20 protein-coding genes, 3 tRNA genes and 1 riboswitch are annotated in these 23342 nt (G+C 63.7%); of the genes, 12 read left to right on the plus strand and 11 right to left on the minus strand.

Annotation, left to right across the window (positions count from 1 at the left end; translation table 11 throughout):
• Positions 1-166: 166 nt before the first annotated feature.
• From VK98_RS15660 to VK98_RS15670, 3 genes are all read right to left on the minus strand, one after another.
• Positions 167-1873 carry a hypothetical protein gene (locus tag VK98_RS15660; RefSeq protein ID WP_048414937.1) on the minus strand — a complete coding sequence of 569 codons (1707 nt, stop codon included), beginning with the start codon at positions 1871-1873 and terminating at the stop codon, positions 167-169.
• A 166-nt stretch (positions 1874-2039) separates the two neighbouring features.
• Positions 2040-2345 (minus strand): H-NS family nucleoid-associated regulatory protein, encoded by a 306-nt coding sequence (locus VK98_RS15665; protein ID WP_048414938.1) that lies wholly within the window; start codon positions 2343-2345, stop codon positions 2040-2042.
• 102 nt (positions 2346-2447) lie between these two features.
• Complete coding sequence (locus VK98_RS15670) at positions 2448-3485, minus strand: folate-binding protein YgfZ (protein WP_048414939.1); 1038 nt, start codon at positions 3483-3485, stop codon at positions 2448-2450.
• A gap of 195 nt (positions 3486-3680) precedes the next feature.
• On the opposite strand from VK98_RS15670, the gene VK98_RS15675 reads away from it, so the two are divergent.
• The 6 genes from VK98_RS15675 to VK98_RS15700 all read left to right on the plus strand — a co-directional run bounded on the left by VK98_RS15675 (position 3681) and on the right by VK98_RS15700 (position 6227).
• Positions 3681-3756: transfer RNA gene (locus VK98_RS15675), tRNA-Asn, on the plus strand.
• A 34-nt stretch (positions 3757-3790) separates the two neighbouring features.
• Positions 3791-3866: transfer RNA gene (locus tag VK98_RS15680), tRNA-Asn, on the plus strand.
• 27 nt (positions 3867-3893) lie between these two features.
• Positions 3894-3969, plus strand: a tRNA-Asn gene (locus VK98_RS15685).
• Positions 3970-4058: 89 nt separating this feature from the next.
• A complete protein-coding gene (locus VK98_RS15690) occupies positions 4059-4907 on the plus strand; it encodes a DMT family transporter (protein ID WP_048414940.1) in 849 nt (282 codons plus the stop codon).
• A gap of 73 nt (positions 4908-4980) precedes the next feature.
• A complete protein-coding gene (mscL, locus tag VK98_RS15695) occupies positions 4981-5436 on the plus strand; it encodes a large conductance mechanosensitive channel protein MscL (RefSeq protein WP_048414941.1) in 456 nt (151 codons plus the stop codon).
• Positions 5437-5473: 37 nt separating this feature from the next.
• Positions 5474-5654, plus strand: a riboswitch (yybP-ykoY riboswitch).
• A 3-nt stretch (positions 5655-5657) separates the two neighbouring features.
• The gene (locus VK98_RS15700) at positions 5658-6227 is read left to right on the plus strand and encodes a TMEM165/GDT1 family protein (RefSeq protein ID WP_048414942.1); all 570 of its coding nucleotides are present in this window, start codon (positions 5658-5660) and stop codon (positions 6225-6227) included.
• 67 nt (positions 6228-6294) lie between these two features.
• Here the strand turns inward: VK98_RS15700 and VK98_RS15705 are convergent, their stop codons facing one another.
• From VK98_RS15705 to VK98_RS15715, 3 genes are all read right to left on the minus strand, one after another.
• The gene (locus VK98_RS15705; protein ID WP_048414943.1) at positions 6295-8115 is read right to left on the minus strand and encodes a methyl-accepting chemotaxis protein; all 1821 of its coding nucleotides are present in this window, start codon (positions 8113-8115) and stop codon (positions 6295-6297) included.
• 198 nt (positions 8116-8313) lie between these two features.
• Positions 8314-8913, minus strand: a complete 600-nt coding sequence (locus VK98_RS15710) for a methyltransferase domain-containing protein (RefSeq protein WP_048414944.1) — start codon at positions 8911-8913, stop codon at positions 8314-8316.
• Positions 8914-8921: 8 nt separating this feature from the next.
• The gene (locus VK98_RS15715; RefSeq protein WP_082159066.1) at positions 8922-9314 is read right to left on the minus strand and encodes a DUF1289 domain-containing protein; all 393 of its coding nucleotides are present in this window, start codon (positions 9312-9314) and stop codon (positions 8922-8924) included.
• Positions 9315-9409: 95 nt separating this feature from the next.
• Between VK98_RS15715 and VK98_RS15720 the strand changes: the two genes are divergently transcribed.
• Positions 9410-9661, plus strand: a complete 252-nt coding sequence (locus tag VK98_RS15720; protein WP_048414946.1) for a hypothetical protein — start codon at positions 9410-9412, stop codon at positions 9659-9661.
• Positions 9662-9712: 51 nt separating this feature from the next.
• Here the strand turns inward: VK98_RS15720 and VK98_RS15725 are convergent, their stop codons facing one another.
• Together VK98_RS15725 and VK98_RS15730 are read right to left on the minus strand one after the other, a co-directional pair.
• Positions 9713-11002: an FAD-binding oxidoreductase gene (locus VK98_RS15725; protein WP_048414947.1), complete on the minus strand. Its 1290-nt coding sequence runs from the start codon at positions 11000-11002 to the stop codon at positions 9713-9715.
• Positions 11003-11134: 132 nt separating this feature from the next.
• Complete coding sequence (locus VK98_RS15730; protein ID WP_082159067.1) at positions 11135-12313, minus strand: ABC transporter ATP-binding protein; 1179 nt, start codon at positions 12311-12313, stop codon at positions 11135-11137.
• 660 nt (positions 12314-12973) lie between these two features.
• On the opposite strand from VK98_RS15730, the gene VK98_RS15735 reads away from it, so the two are divergent.
• From VK98_RS15735 to sbcB, 3 genes are all read left to right on the plus strand, one after another.
• Positions 12974-13762: an alpha/beta fold hydrolase gene (locus VK98_RS15735; protein ID WP_048414948.1), complete on the plus strand. Its 789-nt coding sequence runs from the start codon at positions 12974-12976 to the stop codon at positions 13760-13762.
• A gap of 31 nt (positions 13763-13793) precedes the next feature.
• On the plus strand, positions 13794-14582 hold the full coding sequence (locus VK98_RS15740) for an enoyl-CoA hydratase-related protein (protein ID WP_048414949.1): 789 nt from the start codon (positions 13794-13796) through the stop codon (positions 14580-14582).
• A gap of 88 nt (positions 14583-14670) precedes the next feature.
• On the plus strand, positions 14671-16086 hold the full coding sequence (gene sbcB / locus VK98_RS15745; RefSeq protein WP_048414950.1) for an exodeoxyribonuclease I: 1416 nt from the start codon (positions 14671-14673) through the stop codon (positions 16084-16086).
• Positions 16087-16447: 361 nt separating this feature from the next.
• Here the strand turns inward: sbcB and VK98_RS15750 are convergent, their stop codons facing one another.
• The 3 genes from VK98_RS15750 to VK98_RS23440 all read right to left on the minus strand — a co-directional run bounded on the left by VK98_RS15750 (position 16448) and on the right by VK98_RS23440 (position 19794).
• A complete protein-coding gene (locus VK98_RS15750; protein WP_048414951.1) occupies positions 16448-16723 on the minus strand; it encodes a hypothetical protein in 276 nt (91 codons plus the stop codon).
• A complete protein-coding gene (locus VK98_RS15755; RefSeq protein WP_048414952.1) occupies positions 16720-17763 on the minus strand; it encodes a DMT family transporter in 1044 nt (347 codons plus the stop codon). The genes VK98_RS15750 and VK98_RS15755 overlap by 4 nt, the downstream gene beginning before the upstream one ends.
• A gap of 222 nt (positions 17764-17985) precedes the next feature.
• Entirely contained in the window at positions 17986-19794 is a 1809-nt protein-coding gene (locus VK98_RS23440) for a PAS domain-containing protein (protein WP_156187904.1), read from the minus strand.
• A gap of 325 nt (positions 19795-20119) precedes the next feature.
• Between VK98_RS23440 and VK98_RS15765 the strand changes: the two genes are divergently transcribed.
• Entirely contained in the window at positions 20120-21589 is a 1470-nt protein-coding gene (locus VK98_RS15765; RefSeq protein WP_048414953.1) for an aldehyde dehydrogenase family protein, read from the plus strand.
• A gap of 49 nt (positions 21590-21638) precedes the next feature.
• Entirely contained in the window at positions 21639-23336 is a 1698-nt protein-coding gene (gene betA, locus VK98_RS15770; protein WP_048414954.1) for a choline dehydrogenase, read from the plus strand.
• Positions 23337-23342: the final 6 nt, after the last annotated feature.

Consider the following 23342-nt stretch of genomic DNA (forward strand, 5'->3'; position numbering starts at 1 on the left):
GACAAAAACCTCAACAAAAGCGGGACAGGCCGGGCAAACCCTTGATGCGGCAGCGGATATCCGGACGGGGTATTTGCCCGCACCCGCCCTACTCCCCGCCAGAGCATGAAAAACGGGCCGAAGCTTGGCTTCGACCCGCGTTCAATCTGATCCTACATATAGGGAATCACGGCATGACCGGCAGCTTTTCCAAAGCTTGAACCAGTTCCACCTCGCTTAAACACCAATCGCTGCCCTTATCCATCACTTTGCCAAGGGAGAGCTGAAAATGCTTGCCCTTGGCCGTCATGTAGAACTCCTTGCCCAATACATATAAGGAGAGCGGCAGCAATAAGGCGTTGACCACCTTGCCCGAGCGTTGGCATGGCACGAACAAGGCGATATGTCCCGCCAGCCAAACTTGCTCAGGCGGCAAGGTAGGGTCGATCAACCTTACATCGGTTGGGCGCAATGAAGCCGCCACCGGTCTGCGGCTCAAGGTTTCAACCCCCAGATAGATCTGATCCGCCGAGTTCCGCTTCACCCGGCGCACCACGCCCAGGCTCCAACCATCCATCGATTTCTCGCGAAAGCCTATCAACGCGCCCAGGCCAACCCATTCGTTTCCCATCGCGCCCAAAGTCACGCCAAGCCCGGTTTGGCTGACATTGTCGACTTCCCAGCGCGAAAACTCTTCTTTTGCCGGTTGAGCGACGGCCTCCCCGCCCGAGGCCAGCCCCGGCATCGGCGCGCCCTTGTCCCGCTTCCGCGTGGTGACGAAGCCGTAAATACGGATATTGGCCGCATCATCGAAATTGCCGTCTTCCAGCGCGCCCGTTTGCTTGGCCTCGTCCACCACCCTAATCAAACGATGCAGCACCGGCAGACGATACGCCACCTCTATGCTCTGCCCTGAGACCGGCACCCGCTCGGCCCTCTCGAAACGCATTTGCTGGGGCGACCACTCCCGCATCAACGCGCGCAAGGTGTTGGCGTCGATGCCCGGCTCCATCATTCTTTTGATTTCAGGCGGCACTCTGCCTGCATCCAGCACGATGCTCCAGCCGTGCAGTATCTCGACCAGGTCCGTCGTCCCCCAGTAGCGTGCAGCCTCGTCCACCAGGCCGCCCGACGCCCTTGCCGCGGGATGCGGCCCCTTTAAAGAGACCACAAAGCTCGAGTGTTCCGCGCAAGCGCGAGTCAAAGACATGCGATTGCTCAGTACCTGCAACAATTGATAGGCGAAATGCAGCTGCCTGGCGCTGAGATTGCCCCCAGTCAGCACGGCCAGCATGTGCAAGATGAGGAATTGATCTTGGACCGTGGTCGCCGGTTGGCCGTCGCCGAACAAGAACACCGGGACGGAATCGCAGCCATGATGCTCGGCGAACCAATACAGCTGGTTGACCCCCAACCAAAAAGCCTCTTCCGGATTAAAGCTCCGAACCCAGTGCCAGCGGGCATGCTCGCCCAGATAGAACATCATCCGCGACAACACGATGGGCAACAGGGTCAGCACCTTGGCGCCTTCGACCGAGTCGGCGTCGACCGTCAGCACATGCTGATAGCTGTCGATAAAACATTTGCCGTACGCCAGTATCTGGCTTCTCAGTTGTGCTTCAAGCGCTTTGGGCATGCGCGTATTCAGCAAGTACTGCGCGCAGAGGTTTTCATGCAGCGACGCCGTTTCTTGGTTCAGCGCCAATAGCGCTTCGACGCGGTCCACTGAAATATTGTGCCAATCCAGCTCCAATGGCGACAGCAGCGCCACCACGCGCTCATGCGCGGCCGCGCCATGTTCCTTCTTCAAAGCCGCCACAAACTCCCTGGCTGCTTCCGCACTGGCCAATGGGTCGGAGCGACCTTTAGCCCCTCTTGAAAAAAAATCCAGCATAGCCGCCCACTCTCAAGACAATGTCAGCACATTTCAATCACTACGCGAAACAGCTTGAACGTTACATCCATTTATAGCAAGCCTCAAGCCGGACCGCTCGCCGTCGGGCAAAGAAAAAGCGCCCATGACAGGCGCTTTCGAAATTCATTGCAAACCCGCAGTTTGCTTAGATAGCCAGAGCGTCCAGGGCCTTGCCGCTGGAGATCCACTCTTGCACCCACACCGGCTTGCGGCCGCGGCCGGTCCAAGTCAGCTCCGGGCTGGCCGGGTGGCGGTACTTGGCTTCCACCGGCTTGCGCACGCCGCCGGTTTTGCCCAGCACTTCTTCCACGCTCAAGCCGTAAGCGCGAGCAAGTTCAATGATTTGTTTCTTGGCTTTGGACTTTTCTTCGCTTTCGCGGCGCTTGATTTCAGCTTCGACATCGGCGCGCAGAGCCACCAGCTGAGTAAAATCCAATTTCGACAGTTCCATTAGCATGTTCCCAAATACATTGTAAGAGTAGTGGTGCATTACAGATGATAATGTAGCCAAGCCTTTCCACTCAAGTCAAGGAAACAAAACAGAAATTATCAATTAATTCTCCAGCCCCTCATTCAAGGAATAAGGCAGGTTCCGTTGTTCAAGCCTTATTGTATGCGCCTCGTCTGCATAAATACCTTCTTCCCAAGCTTGAAATTGAACCACGGCCAAGCCTTCATATTGCTCCGACGCCACTTGGCAAACCGCCGCCACCATGCCAATCGACTGCCCCGCCACGGACGGGCTATAGAGTTTGGCGCCGATCGCTAGCGGCTGTTTAAATGCCACTTTGAACAAACGCCGCTTCAATTTCCCCAGGTACTGCGACCTGGCGACGATTTCCTGACCCGGGTAGCAGCCTTTCTTAAAGCTCACCCCGCCAATCAGTTCCATATTCGCCATTTGCGGCACAAACTGCTCTTGAGTCGCCAAACCGACCCAGGGAATGCCCGCGTCGATATCCCTCCAATCCCAAACGCCGGAGGAAATCAGGCTCGCGCCATCCGTCAGCCTTTCGCCTATTCGCTCCGCGCCCACCTCGTCCACCGCCAGCGCCCAGCCGGAGCCTGGCAGGCCGATCAGCAGACCCAACTCGACGCCAACCATTTCACGCGGCCCCGCGCTTGCCGCCAATGCGGATTCAATCGCCAGCGCATCCAGCGCCGCCGCGCCCGCAAGGCCAATCAAGGTCAGATTATCCGCAATCGACACCTTCACCTTGGAGCGCAGGACAAACATGCTCAGGCGCTTGGCCACGTAATCGGCCAAATCCGCGGATACCGCCAGGGAATAAACTCCGCCGCTACGCCAAACCAGAAAACTGGCCAGCATGCGTCCTTTGGCCGTGGAGTAACTGCTGTACTGGGCGCGGTTTTCGTCCGCCAACTCCCGCACATCGCTGGAGAGCTGGCCTTGCAAAAAGGCCTCCGCGTCTTCGCCCGCCACCTGGATGATTTTCCGATTATCCAGAACCGATATTGCGGCGCCGGCGCGCAACGCCTCCAACTGCCGCAAATGAACATTTATTTCCGCCGCATCTTTATTTGCCCGCTGCGCGCGCGCATCCAGCGTGAGCTTTCCGTCCAGATTCATTTAACCCACCTCAAAAACGCGGCTATTCCCGCATTGTCAACAAACGAAATTTTAACGCGTCGCCGCCCCCCTTCGCCAGCGGTGAATTGCCGGCGCGCGCGTCGCCTTCGCGCCGCACGGCGGGAGCGAGCGATTTTCAGCCGCGCAAGTGTTGACAGCCCGACAGGCTGAAGCTATAGTTCGCCCTCACTCAAATCCCTGATAGCTCAGTTGGTAGAGCGACGGACTGTTAATCCGCAGGTCGCAGGTTCGAGCCCTGCTCGGGGAGCCACTACGGCCCCGTTTGAGAATTGCTTGTTTTACATTCCCTGATAGCTCAGTTGGTAGAGCGACGGACTGTTAATCCGCAGGTCGCAGGTTCGAGCCCTGCTCGGGGAGCCAAAACAAGCCCGCGTTACCGCATTATGATCCCTGATAGCTCAGTTGGTAGAGCGACGGACTGTTAATCCGCAGGTCGCAGGTTCGAGCCCTGCTCGGGGAGCCAGATTTCCAAAAGCCACAATCTCAGGATTGTGGCTTTTTCCATTTCCGCTTCCGTTTTACAATCGGCCCACCCTCCCCATTGGAATAATAATGACTTCCAGACCGATTGCCTTTGCCGGCGGCGCCATCTTGCTGTGGGCCTCGCTGGCCACGCTTGGCGCCCAAACCCGCTCTCTTCCCCCTTTTTTCGTGGTCGGCGTCTGTCTGTTGATCGGCAGCCTGCTCAGCGTTCGCCGTTGCCGCGACTGGAAAGTGCCCCCGTCCACTTTGCTGGTCGGGATTTACGGCTTGTTCGGCTACCATTTCTTGCTGTTCTTCGCCTTCAGACACGCGCCGGCCATGGAGGCCAATCTGCTGAATTATCTATGGCCGCTGCTGATCGTCATGCTTTCGCCGATTTTGCTGCCCGGCACCTCGCTGCACGGCCGCCATATTCTGGCCGGCATCCTGGGCTTCTGCGGAGCGGCGCTGATTGTCAGCGGGGGCAAGCTCGCCCTGTCCGGCGGACATCTTGTCGGTTATCTGCTGGCCATCGGCGCCGCCGTGGTGTGGTCCACCTTCAGCCTGCTGACGCGCAGGTTGCCCAGCTTCCCCAATAGCGCGGTCGGCGGTTTCTGCCTGCTGTCCGGCCTGCTCTCCCTGCTGTGCCACGCGCTGTTCGAACCCAGCGTCGCGCCCAGCGCCGGCCAATGGCTGGCCTTGTTCCTGCTCGGCATCGGACCGATGGGCGGCGCCTTCTTTCTATGGGACCGCGCGCTGAAGGAAGGCGACCCCAGGCAGATAGGCTCTTTGTCCTACGCCACGCCGCTGCTGTCCACCCTGCTGCTGATAGGCTCCGGACAGGGACAGCTGAACGCCGTCGCCATGGCCGCCATCGTGCTGATCCTTGGCGGCGCCCTGCTTGGCAGCCTGCCCGTCCGCCCGCGTTCAATGGCCTGAAAACAGGCCAGCGATGGAGCTGCGGCGACTGAATGTCTTATAATGCTTAACGCTATTTAAACAGAGGTTAACCATGTCCATTATCAAAGAATTCAAAGAATTTGCCATGAAAGGCAATGTCATCGATCTGGCCGTCGGCGTGGTCATCGGCGGCGCCTTCGGCGCCATCGTCAAATCGCTGGTGGACGATGTGATCATGCCCCCCATCGGCCTGCTGATCGGCAACGTCGATTTCTCCAATCTGTTCTTCGTGCTGAAAGAAGGAAGCAAACAGCTTGGACCTTATGTGTCGGTGGCCGCGGCCAAGCAGGCCGGCGCCGTCACGCTGAACATCGGGCTGTTCATCAACGCCATGGTCAGCTTCACCATCGTGGCTTTCGCCATCTTCATGCTGGTCAAGGCCATCAACCGGCTGAAACGCGAAGCGCCCGCCGCCGCGCCGGCCCCCGCCACCAAAGAGTGCCCGTTCTGCGTATCCAGCATTCCGGAAAAGGCGTCTCGCTGCCCGCAATGCACCTCGCAACTCTAACCGCCGGATTGCCCCGCTACGCCAACTGATTTAGAATCGGCTGGTTCTGGGGGAGTAGCCTCGGCGCGATGTTCAGCGCCGGCATGCGTCAACAGGCTTGGCCGTCACGGCCATGGCGCATGCGACGATAACTTCCGTTTGGCAAGACCCATGACATGTCTGCGCAACGCGGGGCTGCGGCGCGGGCTTGTCATGGCGTATGCGCAGCCCCCGGAGTTTTCATGGAAGCCTTCCTCATTTCCACCGGCATCGTCGCCCTGGCTGAAATCGGCGACAAGACTCAATTGCTCGCGCTGATGCTGGCCGGTCGTTACCGCAAGCCGGTTCCCATCGTTCTCGGCATCTTCGTCGCCACCCTGCTCAATCATTTCGCCGCCGCCGCGGTGGGTCACTGGCTGATGAGCAAGATAGGGCCGGACCTGATGCGCTGGGGACTGGGCCTTTCCTTTCTCGCCATGGCGGGCTGGATGCTGATTCCGGACAAGCTGGATGAAGACAGCCGGCTGATGGAGCGTTTCGGCGTATTCGGCACCACCTGTATCGCTTTCTTCATCGCGGAAATGGGCGACAAGACGCAGCTGGCCACCGTCGCCCTGTCCGCGCGCTTTCCCGACGCCCTGCTGCTGGTGGTGGCCGGCACCACGCTGGGCATGATGCTGGCCAATGTGCCCGCGGTGCTCTTGGGCGAGGTGGCGGCGAAGAAGCTGCCGCAAAAACTGGTGCACACCATTGCGGCCTTGCTGTTCGCCGGCCTGGGCGTCGTCACCCTGCTGACTCCGCTGCAGATCTGACACATCGCGCAAAACAAAAACGGAGGCCGCGGCCTCCGTTTTTGTGTTCCTTCCGTCCGGCAACACCTCAGTGCCTGCCGGCTCCGCGCCCAAGCGACTCCAGCAGCTGCTCCGGGTTGAAGCCCAGGCGGAAACCGCCCCAATGCTTGCCGGACAGCATGATGGGCAGCACCACTTCCGACAACACTTCTCCGGTATCGCGGGTATAGGTCTGCAACAGGAAAGACTGGGTGCTGCGCGCCGCGCGCAGTCCGGCGCCATCGGCGAACTTGCGCTTGTCGCGGCTGTTGACCAGATCCCTGGCCGGATCCCCGCTCAAGGGCTGGCTATACCAGCTGTTGTGCGTCGGCGCGTAGCCATTGGTGTCCACTGCCAGACAGAACACCCCGCCGGGCACGGACTTGGCGGCGCGGTCGTACACCGGCTGCATCAGCTTTTCCAGTTTGGCGTCGTACTGAGTGCGGAATTTGGCCGGCTTGGCGCCGGCGATGGGCTGGTAGTTCTGATCGAACAGCGCCACGCCCGCGGCCAGTTGCGCGGCCATGACGGTTTGCAGCTCATCGCGCGCCTCGCGGGCCGTTTGCATGATCTGGTCGAACTCGCCTTCGCCCAGGATGAAGCGCGCCACCAGCTGCTGCACCTGCTCCGCCGCGCCGGACAGCTTGGTGGCCGAGTCTTCGGTATGATTCAGACGGTCCGTCACCCGGTGGCCCAGTTCGTGAATCTCCGCCACGTGCAGATTGACCTGGCCGTTGGAGGCGACAAACTCCGACATGGTGGCGGCGATCTGGCTGAGGCTGTTCGCCGTGGTTTCGAAGTCCCCCATCATCTTGCTGAAGTGCTCGGACGCCTTGGAGACGATTTCGCGCGCCGACTTGGTGTCCTCGGTGATCTGCGCGGTTTCCACCTGGGTTTCCGACACCAGCCCCAGCATGCCGTCTATATTGTGCGAAATCTCGTCGGTGGCTTTTTTGACCCGCTCGGCCAGCTTGCGCACCTCATCGGCCACCACCGCGAAACCGCGGCCGGTTTCGCCGGCGCGCGCCGCTTCGATCGCCGCGTTCAGGGCCAGCAGATTGGTTTGCTCGGACACATCCTTGATCAGGTCGACAATGGTCTTGATGCTGGAAGAGCGCTGGCTCAGGTCATCCACCGTATGGTTGAAATGGCCCACCTTCTGATTGATGTCGTAGATGCTCTCCGCCACGGACTTGAGTTCGGCGTAGGACTCCCGCGCCACATCCAGATTGGCCAGCGTAGTGGCCGAAATGGCCTGGGTCTGCTCGGTGACCTGACCCACGCCTTCGGTGCTCTGATCGCTGGCCGCGCGGACCTGGGTCGCCAGCTGATCCTGTTTGCGCGCGCCGTCCAGCGATTCGACCACGTTCTTGCGGGTGCGCGCCGAATCCATCGCGATTCTCACCGTCATCAGCCGCACATTGCTGATGATCTCGCGCATTTTCAGCAGAAAGCGGTTATACGACAGCGACAATTCGCGGATCTCATCATGGGTGATGGTGGGAATGTCTCGGGACAGATCCCCCTCGCCGGCGCCGATTTCATTGAAAATCCGGATAATCATTTTCAGCGGCCTGACGATGAGAAAACGCAAATACCAGACCATGAAGGCGATGAAGGCGACGCTGACCACCCACAGCGCCATCGTCCAAAACAACGCGCCGTCTATGCTGGATTCGATATTGGCCAACACCTGGGGCGAAGCCACCTGCCCTTTCAAGGAGCTCCGTATGTCTTCCAGCACATAATAGACATAGGCCACCATGCCCAGCTGAAACACGCTGATGAAAAAGAAACTGCACAATTTCTTGGTCAACGTATCCCAGAACGTCTTTTCCACCAGGGTATACACGCGCCAGAACCACTGCATGACTTCTCCTCTTGCTCCGCAATCCCGTTCAGCGGCTGATGCGGCTCCCGCGCCATACTGCGCTTGGGCCCGCCCGTCGCTGGTATCTAGAATTATTGTTGTTTATTGACTTCAATCAGCCATCCTAAGCGATGGCGGCCTTGTTTTTGGAATAGTTGGCGGACTATTGATTATCGTCAAACGACCAATGCCAATGTATTACAAATCCTCGTTTTCGTGTTGCCTTCTCCACACCATCCAGTATTCCTGGCCGCCGAACACCGCCACGCCGTCTTGCTGCGGATCGCAGCTCTCCAACACGAAAGCCGGCTCCAGCAGGGCGCTCAAGGCCGGCATGCTCAGGCCGAACGGCGGGCCGCGCGGCGTATCCGCGATGAAGAACACGCCCGCCAGCGCGCCGCCGGGGCGCAGCAAGCGCGCCATCTGCTCCGCGTAGCGAGCATGCAGACGAGGCGGCAGCGCGCAGAGAAAGGCCCGCTCGAACACGGCGTCGAACGGCGGCGTCTCTTCGACGGCGAAAAAATCCGCCTGCCGGATATGGGCGGCCGCCTGCGGCCATTGCCCGCGCGCGATCGCCACCGCCTGCGCGCTGAAATCGATGGCCAGCACCTGATGGCCGCAGTCCAGCAGCAAGGGCAAATCTCCGGCGCTGCCGCAGCCGGGAAGCAAGATCCGGCCAGCCGGCTGGCGCTGAAAAAATGCCAGGGCCTCGGGACTCATTCGCGCGCCCTCCCACGGCGTCACGCCATCGCGATAACGCACATCCCAAAACTCGGTCAAAGAACTGTCCTGCGCCATCTCTCCCCCTAGTTATGCTCGATCCCCGCCTGCTCGCGCAGGAAGGCGGCGACCTGAGCCGGGCTCCAGCCGGCGCAATCGCGCTGGCAAACCGTCCCCGCTTCCGCCCGCCAACGCAGGCAGTCCCCCTCCATGCGGAACCACAAGGGCAGGCAGGGCACGCTCATCCACTCGCCGTCCTGGCCTTGATGAAGCTCAGGCAGGCAGGCGAATACCGCCGCGATCTTCAATCCGCGCTGACGCGACGGCAGTTGCAGCCACACCCGCTCCCGCTCCTCCGCGTCCATGAAGCACCAATTCGAGATCTCATCGAAACTGCGCGCGCAGCCGCGGCAGATATCGTCGCCCACCGCGGTGGAACACACGGCGATGCAAGGCGAATCAGGCCGTTCCGTCGTCATGCCCTGGCCCCTGAAACAATAATGTCATATTTCTTGACGCACCAAACTAAAGTGTCAGATAAATGAATAGTCATAAAAATAAAATATCCGCTGTCATGACCCGCAACGAAACCTTGATTTTCCGCACGCTGCGCCTGCTGCAGACCATGCACATCCAATATCTGGACGAGCGCAAACTGTTTCTGGCGCTCTCGCGCGAATCCGGCGGCGAATACAGCGCGGCCGACGTCCACGAACACCTAGTCTACATGCAGCAAAACGGCTTGCTCAAACCCGTCCGCACCGCGGACAACCATACCGCCTACGCGCTGGATTGGGGCGGCTACGATTATCTGGACGCCTCCTGAAAAACAAAAGGGCAGCGCGAAGGCTGCCCGTGGCCCGCGACGCGGCGGCGCTTATAAATAATCCCGCATCCGGAAGTAAGCCATGCCCAGCACCAAGGCCGGCGTGCGCAGCCATTTGCCGCCGGGGAAGTGATTATGGCGAATCTTGGCGAACAGGTCGAAGCGCGAAGCGTCGCCGGCCACCGCCTCCGCCGCCACCTTGCCGGCCAGGCCGGTGATGTTGACCCCATGGCCGGAAAAGCCCTGCAGATAATAGACATTGCCGTCCAGCCGACCAAAATCGGGCGCGCGGTTCACCGTGATGTCGCAGAAGCCGCCCCAGGCGTAGTCGATCTTGACGTCGGCCAGTTGCGGGAACACCCGCAGCATGTCGCTGCGCATGCCGGCCGCCAGATTGGCCGGCTCGCGGCCGGAATAGCTGACCTTGCCGCCGAACAGCAAGCGGTGGTCGGCGGACAGGCGGTAGTAATCCAGCACGAAATTGGTGTCGCACACCGCCATATCGTTGGCGATCAGCGCCTCGGCCCGCTCCTTGCCCAAGGGTTCGGTGGCGATCACATAGGTGCCGGCCGGCATGATGCGCCGCTCCAGTTCCGGCACCAGCGCGCCGATGTAGGAATTGCAGGCCAGCACCACCTGGGCGCAATTGACCACGCCCCGCTCGGTCGTCAGCTGCGGCCGCGCGCCCCGCGTCAGGCGCAGCGCCGGACTTTGCTCGTAAATGGCGACGCCCGCCTCGCGCGCGGCGCGGGCCAGGCCCAAGGCGTAGTTCAAGGGATGGAGATGACCCGAGCGCGGATCGTACAAGCCGCCCTGGTAGCGGTCGCTGTCCAGGCGCGCGCGCAGTTCGGCCTTGTCCCACAACTGCATGCCGCCGTAGTCATAGACCTGAGCCGCCTCGCGCTGCCAGTCCTCCAGCTCCTGCATGTGCCGCGGCTTGACCGCCACGCTGACATAGCCGCGCCGCCAATCGCAGTCGATGCGGTGCCGGTTCACCCGCTGCTCGATGATGTCCACGGCCTCCACCGACATGTCCCACATCTGTTTGGCCAGGCCGTCGCCCAATTGCGAGCGCAGCGTGTCGACGCCGCAGGCGAAGCCGGCGATCACCTGCCCGCCGTTGCGCCCGGAAGCGCCGAAGCCTATCTGCGCGCCCTCCAGCAGCACGACGGAAAATCCGCGCTCCCGCAGGTTCAGCGCCGCCGACAAGCCCGCCAGCCCGCCGCCCACCACGCAAACATCGCAGTCGACGGCGCCTTGCAGCGCCGCCCCGGGCTCCCAGGGCAGAGCGGTGGCGGCGTAATAGGATGGCGCATGGGCTTGATGGGCAAAACGAAGCATGGAAACCTCTCATGAAAACGAATGATGCGGCGGCTGGATCAAGGGATGGACAAACGCGTCAAACCTTTCCTTTCGCGATGGAAGATGAAAAAAGCGGATGCCCGGCGGCGGGCATCCGCTTGCGGGCGCGCCTTAGCGGGTCAACACCACCGGAACATCCTGCCGCCAGCTGACGAACACCGCGTCGCCCCAGGTCGGCGCGGTTTCGCCCGCATCATACCAACGCGAAGACGGCACCACCGATTTGACGACTTTGCCGCTGGCCAGTTTCACGTGATAGATGGAATAACTGCCCAGATAGGCGATGTCCTCCACCACGCCGGCGGCGACGTTGGGGCCGGCCGGCAGCGGCTTGACGTCCAGCCGCACATCCTCCGGCCGGATGCTGGCCCAGACGTGCATGCCCTTGGGGCCGGTAATCCCGTGGTCGATGCGGATGTCACCGCCCAGCTCCGGCGAACGGACTTCGACCAGATCCGGCTCGTCCACCACCACCGCGCCCTCGAAGATATTGCTCTCGCCGATGAACTCGGCGGTGAAGCGACAGTTGGGGTAATCGTAAATTTCAGACGGAGTGCCCACCTGCAGCAAGGAGCCTTCGCTCATGATGCCGATGCGGCTGGCCATGGTCATCGCCTCCTCCTGATCATGGGTCACCATGATGCAGGTCACGCCCACCTGCTCGATGGTGTTGACCAGCTCCAGCTGGGTCTGCTGGCGCAGCTTCTTGTCCAGAGCGCCCAAGGGCTCGTCCAGCAACAACAGCTTGGGCCGCTTGACCAGGCTGCGCGCCAGCGCCACGCGTTGCTGCTGGCCGCCGGACAGCTGATGAGGCTTGCGGTTGGCGTACTTGCGCATCTGCACCAGGTCCAGCATCTTGCCCACCCGCTCTGCGATCTCCTCCCGGGACACCTTGTCCTGCTTCAGGCCAAACGCCACGTTCTGCTCCACCGTCATGTGCGGAAACAGCGCGTAGCTCTGGAACATCATGTTCACCGGCCGCTCGTACGGCTGCAGGCCCTGCATGTCCTCGCCGTCCAGAATGATGCGGCCCGAAGTCGGCGCCTCCATCCCCGCCAGCATGCGCAACAGGGTTGACTTGCCGCAGCCGGAACTGCCGAGCAGGGCGAAGATTTCATTTCTGCGGATATCCAGATCGACATGATCCACCGCGACATGGTCGCCGAACTTTTTCAGCACGCCGGCAATGCGCAGATAAGCCTTGTCTGCGTCGGTCTGCGCCTCGGCGGCCTGGACGTTTTGGGCGGAAAAAGCGGCTTGGGCCGGTTTGGCGGCAACAGCTTGCGTCATTGAGTCGTTCCCTCTATTGCAGTCCCGCAGCGGCGCGGGCCGGCTGCGTCCGCCGCGCGGCTCTCGTCTCGAGGCGGCGCGGCAGCAATCGAATGTCTTGCTTGATGGTCGCGCCGGCCGGGGCCCGCGCGCATGGATTCAAGAGTCCGTCCGGCTTCCCGCGCCGGCCGGAGGTCCCGCCGCGAGCGCGCGCGGCCATGCCGCCACCGCCTTGTCCGTTGCCAACATGATGTCTCCTCTGTGCGGCGCCGACGGCGGCCACGGCCGGGCGGCCGCGACGACGGCAAGCGCCTTTGTCGTTTTAGTCTTGAACAGAAGCCTATGCCACGTTTAATAAATTTGACAACATCTAGTGCAAGCGCTCTCGAAAAATTATCGCCGCTGTGGCGCGCGCGCCTCACCCCGACGGACCGTCCAGACCTGTCAATCCGGCCGGTGCGCGCAAGAGCGCCGGCCACCGGCGTTCAATCTTCATTGTTTAATTCGTCAAACACTTTACCCTTATCCAGGGCTTGCCGGCCGACCGCGCCGGTCGCGCGTCGGCGCGGCCCCTTCCTCTTGCGCCCGCGTCGCCAGCAAATTGCCCCGCAAGCGCCGGCTCGCTCTAGAATGAAGCATGCATGTTGACGCCGCGCAACGCCTGACCAAAGGAACAACGCCATGCCCTATGCCGAAATCGCCGGACACAAGGTCTATTACGAACTCAGCGGACAGGGCGCCCAAGTGCTGGCGCTGTTCAACGGCATCACCATGTCCACCGCGGCCTGGGCCCTGCTGCAGCCGCAGCTGGAGCCGCATTTCCAGCTGTTGCGCTTCGATTTTCTCGGCCAGGGCCAAAGCGACCGCCCCGGCGGCGACAAATACCCGCTCAGCGAACAAGCCGACCTCGCCGCCGGGCTGTTGAATCATTTGGGCATTGCCGAGGTCTATCTCACCGGCTTGTCTTACGGCGGCATGGTGGCTCAGCATTTCGCCCACCGTCATCCCGAGCGCGTGTCGCGGCTGCTGCTGGCCGCCACGCTGGCCTGGGCCGACAGCGTCAACAACCATATCAGCGACAGCTGGATTGCGGCCAACCACAGCGGCGGACTGGATTTGCGCTACGCGGTCAGCGTGCCCTGGCTGTTTTCCAGCCGTTTTCTGGCCAGCAACGCCGCCATGCTGGACGATATGAAGCTGATCGCCGGCATGGTGGATTGGGACGCGGTGATCCGTCTGATCGCCGGCGTCACCGAACACGACGCGCGCACCTGGCTGCACGAGCTGACCATGCCCTGCCATATACTGGTTGGCGACGAAGACCGCCTGACGCCCTTGTATCAAGCCGAGCTGCTGCGCGAACGGCTGCCCGGCGCGCAGCTGGAAATCCTGCCGGGCGCCGGCCATGTATTGCACATCGAGGCCGCGGACGCCTTTGTCCGCAGCATTATCCGTTTTGGCCACAGCTGAAACGCCCATCGTCTAGAACAAGGAGAACCGAATGACCGCCGAGTCCGTTTTGCTTGCCGTTGATCCAAAGGGAATCGCCACCGTCACCCTCAACCGCGCCGAGCTGCTGAACGCGCTGGACGACAGCAGCGTCGGCTTGCTGACCGCGATGCTGGAAACCCTGGCCGAAGACGCGAGCGTGCGCGCCGTGGTGCTGACCGGCAGCGGCATCAGCTTTTCCGCCGGCCACGACATCGACTGGATGCGGCGGATGGCCGGCTTCGGACGCGAAGAGCTGGAGCGCCACGCCCGCCTGCTGGCCAAGCTGCTGCGCACGCTGGACACCTTGCCCAAGCCCACCATCGCCAAAATACAGGGATCCGCCTTCGGTCTGGGCGCGGGGCTGGTCGCCTGCTGCGACGTGTCCATCGCCAGCTCGGAAGCGCTGTTCAGCTTTTCCGACGTCAAGCTGGGCGTGATTCCCGCGCTGGTGGCGCCCTATATGGTCCGCGCCATCGGCGAACGCTCGACGCGCCGCTACTTCATGACCGCGGAACGCTTCAACGCCGGCAAGGCCAAGCGCCTGGGGCTGGTGCACCAGGTGGTGGAAGGCGATGAGCTGGACATGGCGGTGGACTTCCTGATCAACCATCTGCTGATCAACGGCCCGGCGGCGATGCTGGAAGCCAAGCGCCTGCTGGCCGACATCGCCGGCCTGGGCGTCGGGGAAGAGAGCATGGAGCTCTGCATCCAGCGCATCGTCGCCATCCGCCTGAGCGAGGAAGGCCGCGAAGGCGTCCAGGCCATGCTGGAGACGCGCAAGCCCGCGTGGATGGATTAAGGCTCCGCGGACGGACGAGAACGGCGCGGCTGGCCCCGCCGCGCCATGGATGCGACAATGCGGCCAACTTCACCGCATTGTTGCCGCCATGTCCAATCACAGCTTCTTCTGGCACGACTACGAAACCTTCGGCGCCGTGCCGCGCCAGGATCGTCCTTCGCAGTTCGCCGGCATCCGCACCGACGCCGAGCTCAATGAAATCGGCGAGCCGGTCATGCTCTACGCCCGGCCGGCGCCCGATTACCTGCCGTCCCCGGTGGCCTGCCTGCTGACCGGCATCACCCCGCAATGGTGCTTGCAACACGGCGTGGCCGAACACGAATTCGCCGGCGTGATCGAACGCGAGCTGGCGACGCCGGGCACCATCGGCGTCGGCTACAACTCCATCCGCTTCGACGACGAAGTCACCCGCTTCCTGTTCTGGCGCAATCTGATGGACCCGTATGCGCGCGAATGGCAGAACCAATGCGGCCGCTGGGATTTGCTGGACCTGGTGCGCGCCACCTTCGCGCTGCGCCCGGAGGGCATCCAGTGGCCCCAGCACGAAGACGGACGCCCCAGCTTCAAGCTGGAGCACCTGAGCGCCGCCAACGGCCTGGCGCACGAAGCCGCCCACGACGCGCTGTCCGACGTGCGCGCCACCATCGCGCTGGCGCGTCTGATCAAGCGGCATCAGCCCAAGCTGTTCGACTTCTATCTGTCGCTGCGCAAGAAAGACGCGGTCAAGGTCCAGCTCAGCCTTCACGACCCCAAGCCCGTGCTGCACGTTTCCGGCATGTACGGCGCCGAACGCGGCAATATGGCCGTGGTCTGGCCGCTGGCGGCCCACCCGTACAACGCCAACGAGGTCATCGTCTGGGATTTGTCCCACGACCCTCGCGAATTGCAGGGTCTGGGCCCGGACGACATTCGCGAACGCTTGTACACCCGCAGCGAAGACCTGCCGGAAGGCGTGCAGCGCTTGCCGCTCAAGACCGTGCACGTCAATAAATCGCCGTTCGTGGTCGCCAATCTCAAGGTGCTGAGCGCCGAACGCGCCGCGCACTGGGGGCTGGACATGGAACAAGTCCATCGCCACGCCGACTACGCCGGCGCGCTGCCGGACCTGACCCCGGTCTGGCGCAAGGTCTACAAGCGCGAGACCGGCGAGCCGCGCGACGTCGACGAGAACCTCTACGGCGGCTTCGTTTCCAACAACGACCGCAAAGTGCTGACCAAGCTGCGCCGCATGTCGGCCGACCAACTGGCCGGCGAGATGGCTTTCTTCGAAGACCCGCAGCTGGCCGAACTCTTGTTCCGCTACCGCGCGCGCAACTTCCCGCGCTCCCTGTCCGGCGAGGAACAGCAGCGCTGGCAAACCTGGCGCCAGGCCAAGCTCAACGGCGGCCCCGGCCGGGATGTCCAGCAATTCCGCCAAGAAATGGCGGAAGCCCGCGCCGGCGAACTGAGCGAACAGGCACAAGGGGTGCTGGCCCAACTGGAGGCCTACGCCGCCCAGCTGTAAAGCGGGTTCCAAGCCTGGGAGGGCGCAAGGGCGAGACCAGCCCTTGCGGCTGAGAAAACGGAACGCGCACTGCGGGCTTTTGCCTTCAGACCTATAGCGTCCTCACATAACGCCTGGCGACGAACAATGCCGCCAGGCTCAAACTCACGATCACAACCATCGCCAGCGTGGATGCGCCTTCATAACCCCAATACCCGGACATGCCCTTCTCCTTAGAACCTGTTTACGATCTGCTGCACGTCGGTAGAGAGATTGTGCGATGGGCGCCGGCTTCGAAACGCTGATGTACCCCCTGTACATTCCGCTTTCTCAACCGTTTTCGCCTCGCCTCGCTCTTGTCGGCGAGGCCGCCAACCGCTTCTCAGGCCAAACCGGTCTGACGCATGCGCTCCAGCCCGAAATCGCTGACGCGATAGTTGAACAACAGGCGCGCGCCCTCCTCCTGCCAGCGCTCGCACAGCGCCACCACCAGGCCGCTGGCGCTCAGATCCGCCAGGCAGGCCCGCACCATGCCCAGCCAATAGGCGTCTTCCGGCTTGCGGTACTCCCGGCAGATGCGCCGGGCCAGCTCCACGTCCCACAAGCCAGGCTGACGGGCCAACGCCTGCAGAATGAAGCCCTTGATGTGCACCTTCATGCTCCGCCCTCCACATTGCGCACCGCGCCCGGATCGCGCTCGCTGTCCGACACCATGACGAAGCCGCCCAGAATCACCAGGGCCAGGCCAATCAGAAAATGCCACTCGGGAAAGTTCAAGGTGAACGCCGCGGTGAACAAGGTTGCGAACAGCGCGTAGAAAGCGCCTATCGCCTGGCCGCGGCCCACGCCGATCAAGGGGAAGGACTTGTACCAGGCCACCGCGCAGAAAGCGAAGCTGAGTCCGCCCACCGCCAGATAAAGCATGGGCCGCCACGACCACAGTTCGCCGGCCAGCGCATACACCGGCAAGGGGGTCAGCCAGGCCAGCGCCGGCAGAATCAGCAACACCCAATACAGCGCCTCGGCCAGATAGCGGATCGCCACCCCGCAATCGGGATCGGTCACATCCATCGCCCGTCCGACGATGGCGCCCTCCAGGCCCCAGCCCAGCGCCGCCAGCGCGCCGCCCAGATAACCCAGCCAGCGCGCGTCGCCAGCTCCGCTCAGATCGCCGGACAGGCCCGGCGCGTAAATCGCCGCTCCGCCCAGCACGATGACCGCGATGCCCAGCGCCGCGCGGGGGCCTATCCGCTCGCGATACCACAAACGCGCCAGCGCCGCGCCCACCACCGGATACAACAGGCCCGCCACCGCGGCGAACACCGCGCCGACATAGCCCATCGCCAGATAAGAGCCGAAATTGGCCATCAGGCCACCCAATACCGCGGCCAGGAAATACCATTTGGAAATGCCGCCGAAACGCCAGAGCGTGCGGAAGAAGTCGGCCAGCTTGCCCAGGGCCGCCAGCCACAATAATTGAAACGCCGCCACCAGGCAGGCGTGAAATGCCGTCAACACCGCGGCCGCCATCAGAAACCGCTCCGGCCGGCCGCCCGCCAGCCCGGCCAGCGGCGCCTCGTGCCACACCGCGGCGCCCGGCACGTACCACGCGCCCCACAGCACCGCCGCGCAAAACGCCCAGCCATAACCCCAGCGGGCCCGGCGGCGAAGATACTGCTGTCTGTGCATGCTGTTCATAGCGCGTCGGCTCCTCTTATCGGACGCCGCCGCACTCCGCGCGGCGCCCTGCTCTAGGTTCAAACGCAACAAGACTCGATCCATCCGCCTTGCCAGACGAGGAGTAAAAATTACCATAAGTTAATTTTTTTACCAATAGTAAATTTTCATCGCTCGCGCGAGCGCGCAAAAAAGCCCGCCGATAAGCGACGGGCTCTGTTCAAGCTTGGCGCACAGCCGGAATCAGCGCGGCCCCAGCGCCCCGATCAAGCGCTCCACCGCGCCGTCGCTTCCCCGCTGCGCCACCAGCGACAACACCAGCGGCAAAGTCTTGCCGCCGTCGCCATGCCACAGCACATCCAGCTGCGCGCGGCTGGAAATATTGAATATAGCCTCCAGGCTGGCCAGCCAGCCCTGCCGCGACGCGATGCGCAGACCGTCCAGCAGGCGCTGCTCGGCCGCCTCCTCCAGCGGCTCGCCGAACAACAGCCGCGCGGCCTGCGGCGACAAACGCAGCCGCCCGGCGGCGAGGTCCCACTCCCAGCTCGCCATGCCTATGGACTGCAGCGCCAGCTCGCTGCGTCGCCGGGCCTCCTCCAGCGAACGGCGCGCCGCGCGCCGCTCCGCCACCTCCTCCGCCACCGCGATCAAATGCCAGGGCTCCCCGCTCACCGGATGGCGGCTCAGCGAGACGCTGACATTCACCCAGACATGACCGCCCTGCTTGCGCAGCAGCCGCTTCTCCAGCGAAAAACTGGCCACCTCCCCGCTCAGCAGCCTATCCAGCCGCAACAGATTGTCTTCCAGGTCGTCGGGATGGGTCAGTTGCTGAAAGCTCATGCCCTCCATTTCCCCCGGCGCGTAGCCCGTCATCTCGGCCAGACGGCGGTTCACCTTGAGCCAACGCCCGTCCAGGCCCAGATGCGCCAATCCCAGCGCCGCCTGTTCGAAGATCTCGCGAAAACGCTCCTCGCTTTCGCTATAGGCCACCGCGGCCTGGCGGCTGTCGGTGACGTCCTGGGTCGCGCCTATCATCGCCTCCGCCCGCCCTTCCCCGTACAGGACCTCGCCCTCCTCGTGAATCTGGCGGCGGCGGCCGTCCGGCAACAGGATGCTGTACTCCACGCAATAGGGCTGGCGCTCGTCTATCGCCCGCCGGATGGCCTGATCGATGCGCTCTCTGTCCTCCGGCGCCATCGCGGCGAAGTAGCGCTCCATCGTCACTTTGAACGCCTGCGGCTGCCAGCCGAAAATCCGGTAGGCCTCGTCCGACCAGATGCAGTCGTCGTTGCGCACGTCCCAAAACCAGCTCCCCAGATGGGCGATGGACTGCGCCTTGTCCAGAATGGCCTGGCTCTGGCGCAGCGCCTGCTCCGCCAGGCAGCGCTGAGTGATGTCGAAGCTGACGCCTATCATCTTCACCGGCCTGCGGGCCGCGTCCGGCACGCAGGTGGCGCGCGAGGCGATCCAGCGCGTTTCGCCCGTCGGCCAACGCACGCGGAACTCCGCCTCGTAAGCGGTGCCGGCGTTCAGACAGTCCTCCAGCCGGGCGCGCAGCGCCGGCGCGTCGGCCGGATCCAGCGCCTGCCAGAAATCCGTCAACACGCGGACGGGACGGCCGAACAACTGTTCGGCGTTGGCCGAATACGCCACCGCGTCGCTCAGGATGTTCCATTCCCAGGTGACGATGCCGGACACATTCTGCGCGAACTTCATCCGCGCCTCGCTTTCCATGATCTCGGCCAGATGCTTGCGGCGGATCTCCGTCAACTGCGCGTCCGTCGTCGTCGCCGTGGCCAGGTCCAGCACCGCCTGTTCGCCGTAGCGCAGCCAGATCCAGTTCACGCCCAGAAAATCCGCCAGCACCCGCAGCTTGCGGTATTCGATCTCTCCGCCGCGCGTCCATTTGTGCACGGCGGCGGACGACACGCCCAGGGCTTCCGCCACCTGTTTGAGCATGACGCGCTTGCGCCCCAGCACATCCTTCAGACGGACGGCGAAGGTTTCCTCCCCGGCGGGAACAAGGGCTTGACTGACTTGATTTGGCGACACGGAACTGGTCGCGGCGACGGGCCGCGCCTCCTGGGTAATTGAATGCGAACAAGACGCGCGATGCGCGCGCGCCACAGCCTGCGGCTGTCGACCCGCCATGTTAACCCAGGCCGGAAAAATCCCGAAGCGAACCAAAAACGCCCGCGCCACCGCGCCGCGGCCGGTCTCCGGCCAGGTTTGAGCGCAGGCGATATAGCAAAACCAAATCAAGCGCGCGCCGCCATAGCCGATTCCGGATTGCAGCCCATCGCGAATCGACACTACAATTAAACTAAAGGTAAATTAATTTACCAATGGTTAATTTCATCTCTTGCACGAGGCTGCCATGATCTCCACCCAGCTCTTCATCGATGGCCAATGGCGCGACGCCGCCAATCGGCAAACCCGCCCGATTCTCAACCCCTGCGACGAAAGCGCGATCGCCGCCGCCGCGGACGGCGGCCGCGCCGACGCCCAGGCCGCCATCGCCGCCGCGCGCGCCGCTTTCGACCATGGTCCCTGGCGCGCCAGCACCAACCGTCAACGCAGCCGCCTGCTGCTGGACATCGCCCAATTGGTGGAGCGCGACAGCGAGGACCTCGCCACGCTGGAGACGCTGAACACCGGCAAGACTCTGAGCGAGAGCCGCACCGATATGGGCGACGTCGCCGCCACCTTCCGCTACTTCGCCGGCCTGGTCGCCACCGAGAGCGGCCAGGCCAACGCCGCGCCCGAGCATGTGATCAGCCGCACCCTGCACGAGCCGGTGGGCGTCTGCGGCCTGATCACCCCCTGGAACTACCCCTTGCTGCAAGCGGCCTGGAAGATCGCGCCGGCGCTAGGCGCCGGCAATTGCGTGGTGCTCAAGCCCAGCAGCCTGACCCCGCTCAGCAGCTGGCGCTTCACCCAGCTGCTGACCGAGCTGGACTTGCCCGCCGGCGTCTTCAATCTGGTCAGCGGCGGCGCCGAGGCGGGCGCCGAACTGGCGGAACACGTCGATGTCGATCTGCTCTCCTTCACCGGCGGCGCCCAGGCCGGGGCCAGCATCATGCGCGCCGCCAGCGGCAACTTCAAACGCATCGCCCTGGAGCTGGGCGGCAAGAACCCCAACATCGTCTGCGCCGACGCCGACCTCGACGCCGCCGTCGACTACGCGCTGAACGCCGCCTTCTTCCACGCCGGCCAGGTCTGCTCGGCCGGCTCTCGGCTGTTGCTGCAAGACGAGATCCACGACGACTTCGTGCAGCGGCTGGCGGCACGGCTGCCGCGCATCGTCGTCGGCCCCGGTCAGCAGCCGGACACCCAGATGGGGCCGGTGCAGTCGGCCCAGCAGCACGACAAGATCCTGAGCCTGATCGCCGCCGGGGTGGAGGAAGGCGCCCGCCTGGTCTACGGCGGCGGCCGCCCGGACGGCGAGCGCTACCGCCGCGGCTACTGGCTGCAGCCCACCTTGCTGGCCGACGTCCGCGCCGACATGCTCATCGCCAAGGAAGAGATCTTCGGCCCGGTCATCACCGTGGAGCGCTTCCGCGACGAGGCCGAGGCCTTGCGCCTGGCCAACGACACCCCTTACGGCCTGGCGGCGGCGGTGTGGACGCGGGACCTGGCGCGCGCCAACCGCATGAGCCGCGCGCTGCGCTTCGGCACCGTCTGGGTCAACGACTACCACCCCTACTTCCCGGAAGCGCCGTGGGGCGGCTTCAAAGCCAGCGGCATCGGCCGCGAGCTGTCCCGCATCGGCCTGGACGAGTACACCGAGCTCAAGCACAGCTACATCAATCTGGCGCCCAAGCCCATGGGATGGTTCGGCGCCTGAAACTCCATTCGTCCAGCCCCGCCATCGTTCACGTCCGAGGAGAAACAAGATGAACACCACTCAGGAATACGACTACATCATCGTCGGCGCCGGCTCCGCCGGCGGCGTGCTGGCGGCGCGGCTGAGCGAGGACAGCGACGTCAGCGTGCTGCTGCTGGAGGCCGGCGGCCCGGACTGGCGGCTGGACTGGCGCACCCAGATGCCGGCGGCGTTGGCCTACCCCCTGCAAGGCAGCACCTACAACTGGGCCTACCAGACCGAGCCGGAGCCGCATATGGGCGGACGCCGCATGGCCCAGGCGCGCGGCAAGGGCCTGGGCGGCTCCTCGCTGATCAACGGCATGGTCTATATCCGCGGCAACGCGCTGGACTATCAGGGCTGGGCCGAACTGCCCGGGCTCAGCGACTGGAGCTACGCCGACTGCCTGCCCTATTTCCGCAAGGCGGAAACCTATGACAAGGGCGCCGACGACTATCACGGCGGCGACGGGCCGCTGCACGTCACCACGCCCAAGGCCGACGTCAGCCCCCTGTTCGAAGCCTTCATCCAGGCCGGCGAACAAGCCGGCTACGCGCGCACCGACGACCTGAACGGCTACCGTCAGGAAGGCTTCGGCCCGATGGACCGCACCACCACCGCCCGGGGACGGCGCTGCAGCGTGTCGCTGGCCTATCTGGACGCCGCCCGCGAGCGCGCCAACCTTTCAGTAAAAACCCGCGCGCTGGCGGACCGCGTCCTGTTCGACGGCGCGCGCGCCGTCGGCGTGCAATACCTACAGGGCGGCCGCAGCCAGCGCGCCCGCGCCTTGCGCGAAGTCATCGTCTGCAACGGCGCGATCGCCTCGCCGCAATTGCTGCTGCGCTCCGGCGTCGGCGACGCCGCCGAGCTCGGCCGCCACGACATCGCCGTCGCCGCCCACCTGCCCGGCGTCGGCGCCAATCTGCAGGACCACCTGGAAATGTATCTGCAGTACGAATGCCGGCGACCGGTGTCCTTGTATCCGTCGCTGCGCTGGTGGAACAAGGCCCGCATCGGCGCCCAGTGGTATCTGGACGGCAGCGGTCTGGGCGCCAGCAATCACTTCGAGGCCGGCGGCTTCATCCGCAGCGACGAGCGCTTCGCCTTCCCCAATCTGCAATACCATTTCCTGCCGCTGGCGGTGAATTACGACGGCAGCCACGCCGTCAAGATGCACGGTTTCCAGTGCCATGTCGGCTCGATGCGCTCCCCCAGCGTCGGCCACGTCAAACTGGCCAGCCGCGACCCGCGCGACCCGCCGCGGCTGCAATTCAACTACATGGCCCACGACACCGACTGGCGGGAATTCCGCGCCGCGGTGCGGCTGACGCGCGAGATCATCGGCCAGAACGCGCTCTCCGCCTTCCGCGGCCGGGAAATCCAGCCGGGCGACAAGGTGAGCAGCGACAGCGAGATCGACCGCTTCGTCCAAACCCATGCCGAAACCGCGCTGCACCCGTCCGGCAGCTGCAAGATGGGCGGCGCCGACGACCCGACGGCGGTGGTCGATCATCAGGGCCGCGTGCACGGTCTGTCCGGCCTGCGCGTGGTGGACGCGTCCATCATGCCGCGCATCGTCACCGGCAACCTGAACGCGCCCACCATCATGATGGCGGAAAAGATCGCCGACCAGATCCGCCAACGGCCGCCCTTGCCGCGCTCGGACGCGCCCTTCTACCAGGCCGGCCGCGAACCCGCCGCCGCCGACGCGCAAGCGCTGCCCTTGTAAATACCG

Origin of the sequence: Chromobacterium sp. LK11 (assembly GCF_001043705.1) — a bacterium.
Taxonomy (GTDB): domain Bacteria; phylum Pseudomonadota; class Gammaproteobacteria; order Burkholderiales; family Chromobacteriaceae; genus Chromobacterium; species Chromobacterium alkanivorans.

Excerpts from the sequence above, each read along its gene's own strand:
- VK98_RS15660 (WP_048414937.1), bottom strand. The coding sequence starts at position 1,873 with ATGCTGGATTTTTTTTCAAGAGGGGCTAAAGGTCGCTCCGACCCATTG.
- VK98_RS15665 (WP_048414938.1), bottom strand. The coding sequence starts at position 2,345 with ATGGAACTGTCGAAATTGGATTTTACTCAGCTGGTGGCTCTGCGCGCC.
- VK98_RS15670 (WP_048414939.1), bottom strand. The coding sequence starts at position 3,485 with ATGAATCTGGACGGAAAGCTCACGCTGGATGCGCGCGCGCAGCGGGCA.
- VK98_RS15690 (WP_048414940.1), top strand. The coding sequence starts at position 4,059 with ATGACTTCCAGACCGATTGCCTTTGCCGGCGGCGCCATCTTGCTGTGG.
- mscL (WP_048414941.1), top strand. The coding sequence starts at position 4,981 with ATGTCCATTATCAAAGAATTCAAAGAATTTGCCATGAAAGGCAATGTC.
- VK98_RS15700 (WP_048414942.1), top strand. The coding sequence starts at position 5,658 with ATGGAAGCCTTCCTCATTTCCACCGGCATCGTCGCCCTGGCTGAAATC.
- VK98_RS15705 (WP_048414943.1), bottom strand. The coding sequence starts at position 8,115 with ATGCAGTGGTTCTGGCGCGTGTATACCCTGGTGGAAAAGACGTTCTGG.
- VK98_RS15710 (WP_048414944.1), bottom strand. The coding sequence starts at position 8,913 with ATGGCGCAGGACAGTTCTTTGACCGAGTTTTGGGATGTGCGTTATCGC.
- VK98_RS15715 (WP_082159066.1), bottom strand. The coding sequence starts at position 9,314 with ATGACGACGGAACGGCCTGATTCGCCTTGCATCGCCGTGTGTTCCACC.
- VK98_RS15720 (WP_048414946.1), top strand. The coding sequence starts at position 9,410 with ATGACCCGCAACGAAACCTTGATTTTCCGCACGCTGCGCCTGCTGCAG.
- VK98_RS15725 (WP_048414947.1), bottom strand. The coding sequence starts at position 11,002 with ATGCTTCGTTTTGCCCATCAAGCCCATGCGCCATCCTATTACGCCGCC.
- VK98_RS15730 (WP_082159067.1), bottom strand. The coding sequence starts at position 12,313 with ATGACGCAAGCTGTTGCCGCCAAACCGGCCCAAGCCGCTTTTTCCGCC.
- VK98_RS15735 (WP_048414948.1), top strand. The coding sequence starts at position 12,974 with ATGCCCTATGCCGAAATCGCCGGACACAAGGTCTATTACGAACTCAGC.
- VK98_RS15740 (WP_048414949.1), top strand. The coding sequence starts at position 13,794 with ATGACCGCCGAGTCCGTTTTGCTTGCCGTTGATCCAAAGGGAATCGCC.
- sbcB (WP_048414950.1), top strand. The coding sequence starts at position 14,671 with ATGTCCAATCACAGCTTCTTCTGGCACGACTACGAAACCTTCGGCGCC.
- VK98_RS15750 (WP_048414951.1), bottom strand. The coding sequence starts at position 16,723 with ATGAAGGTGCACATCAAGGGCTTCATTCTGCAGGCGTTGGCCCGTCAG.
- VK98_RS15755 (WP_048414952.1), bottom strand. The coding sequence starts at position 17,763 with ATGAACAGCATGCACAGACAGCAGTATCTTCGCCGCCGGGCCCGCTGG.
- VK98_RS15765 (WP_048414953.1), top strand. The coding sequence starts at position 20,120 with ATGATCTCCACCCAGCTCTTCATCGATGGCCAATGGCGCGACGCCGCC.
- betA (WP_048414954.1), top strand. The coding sequence starts at position 21,639 with ATGAACACCACTCAGGAATACGACTACATCATCGTCGGCGCCGGCTCC.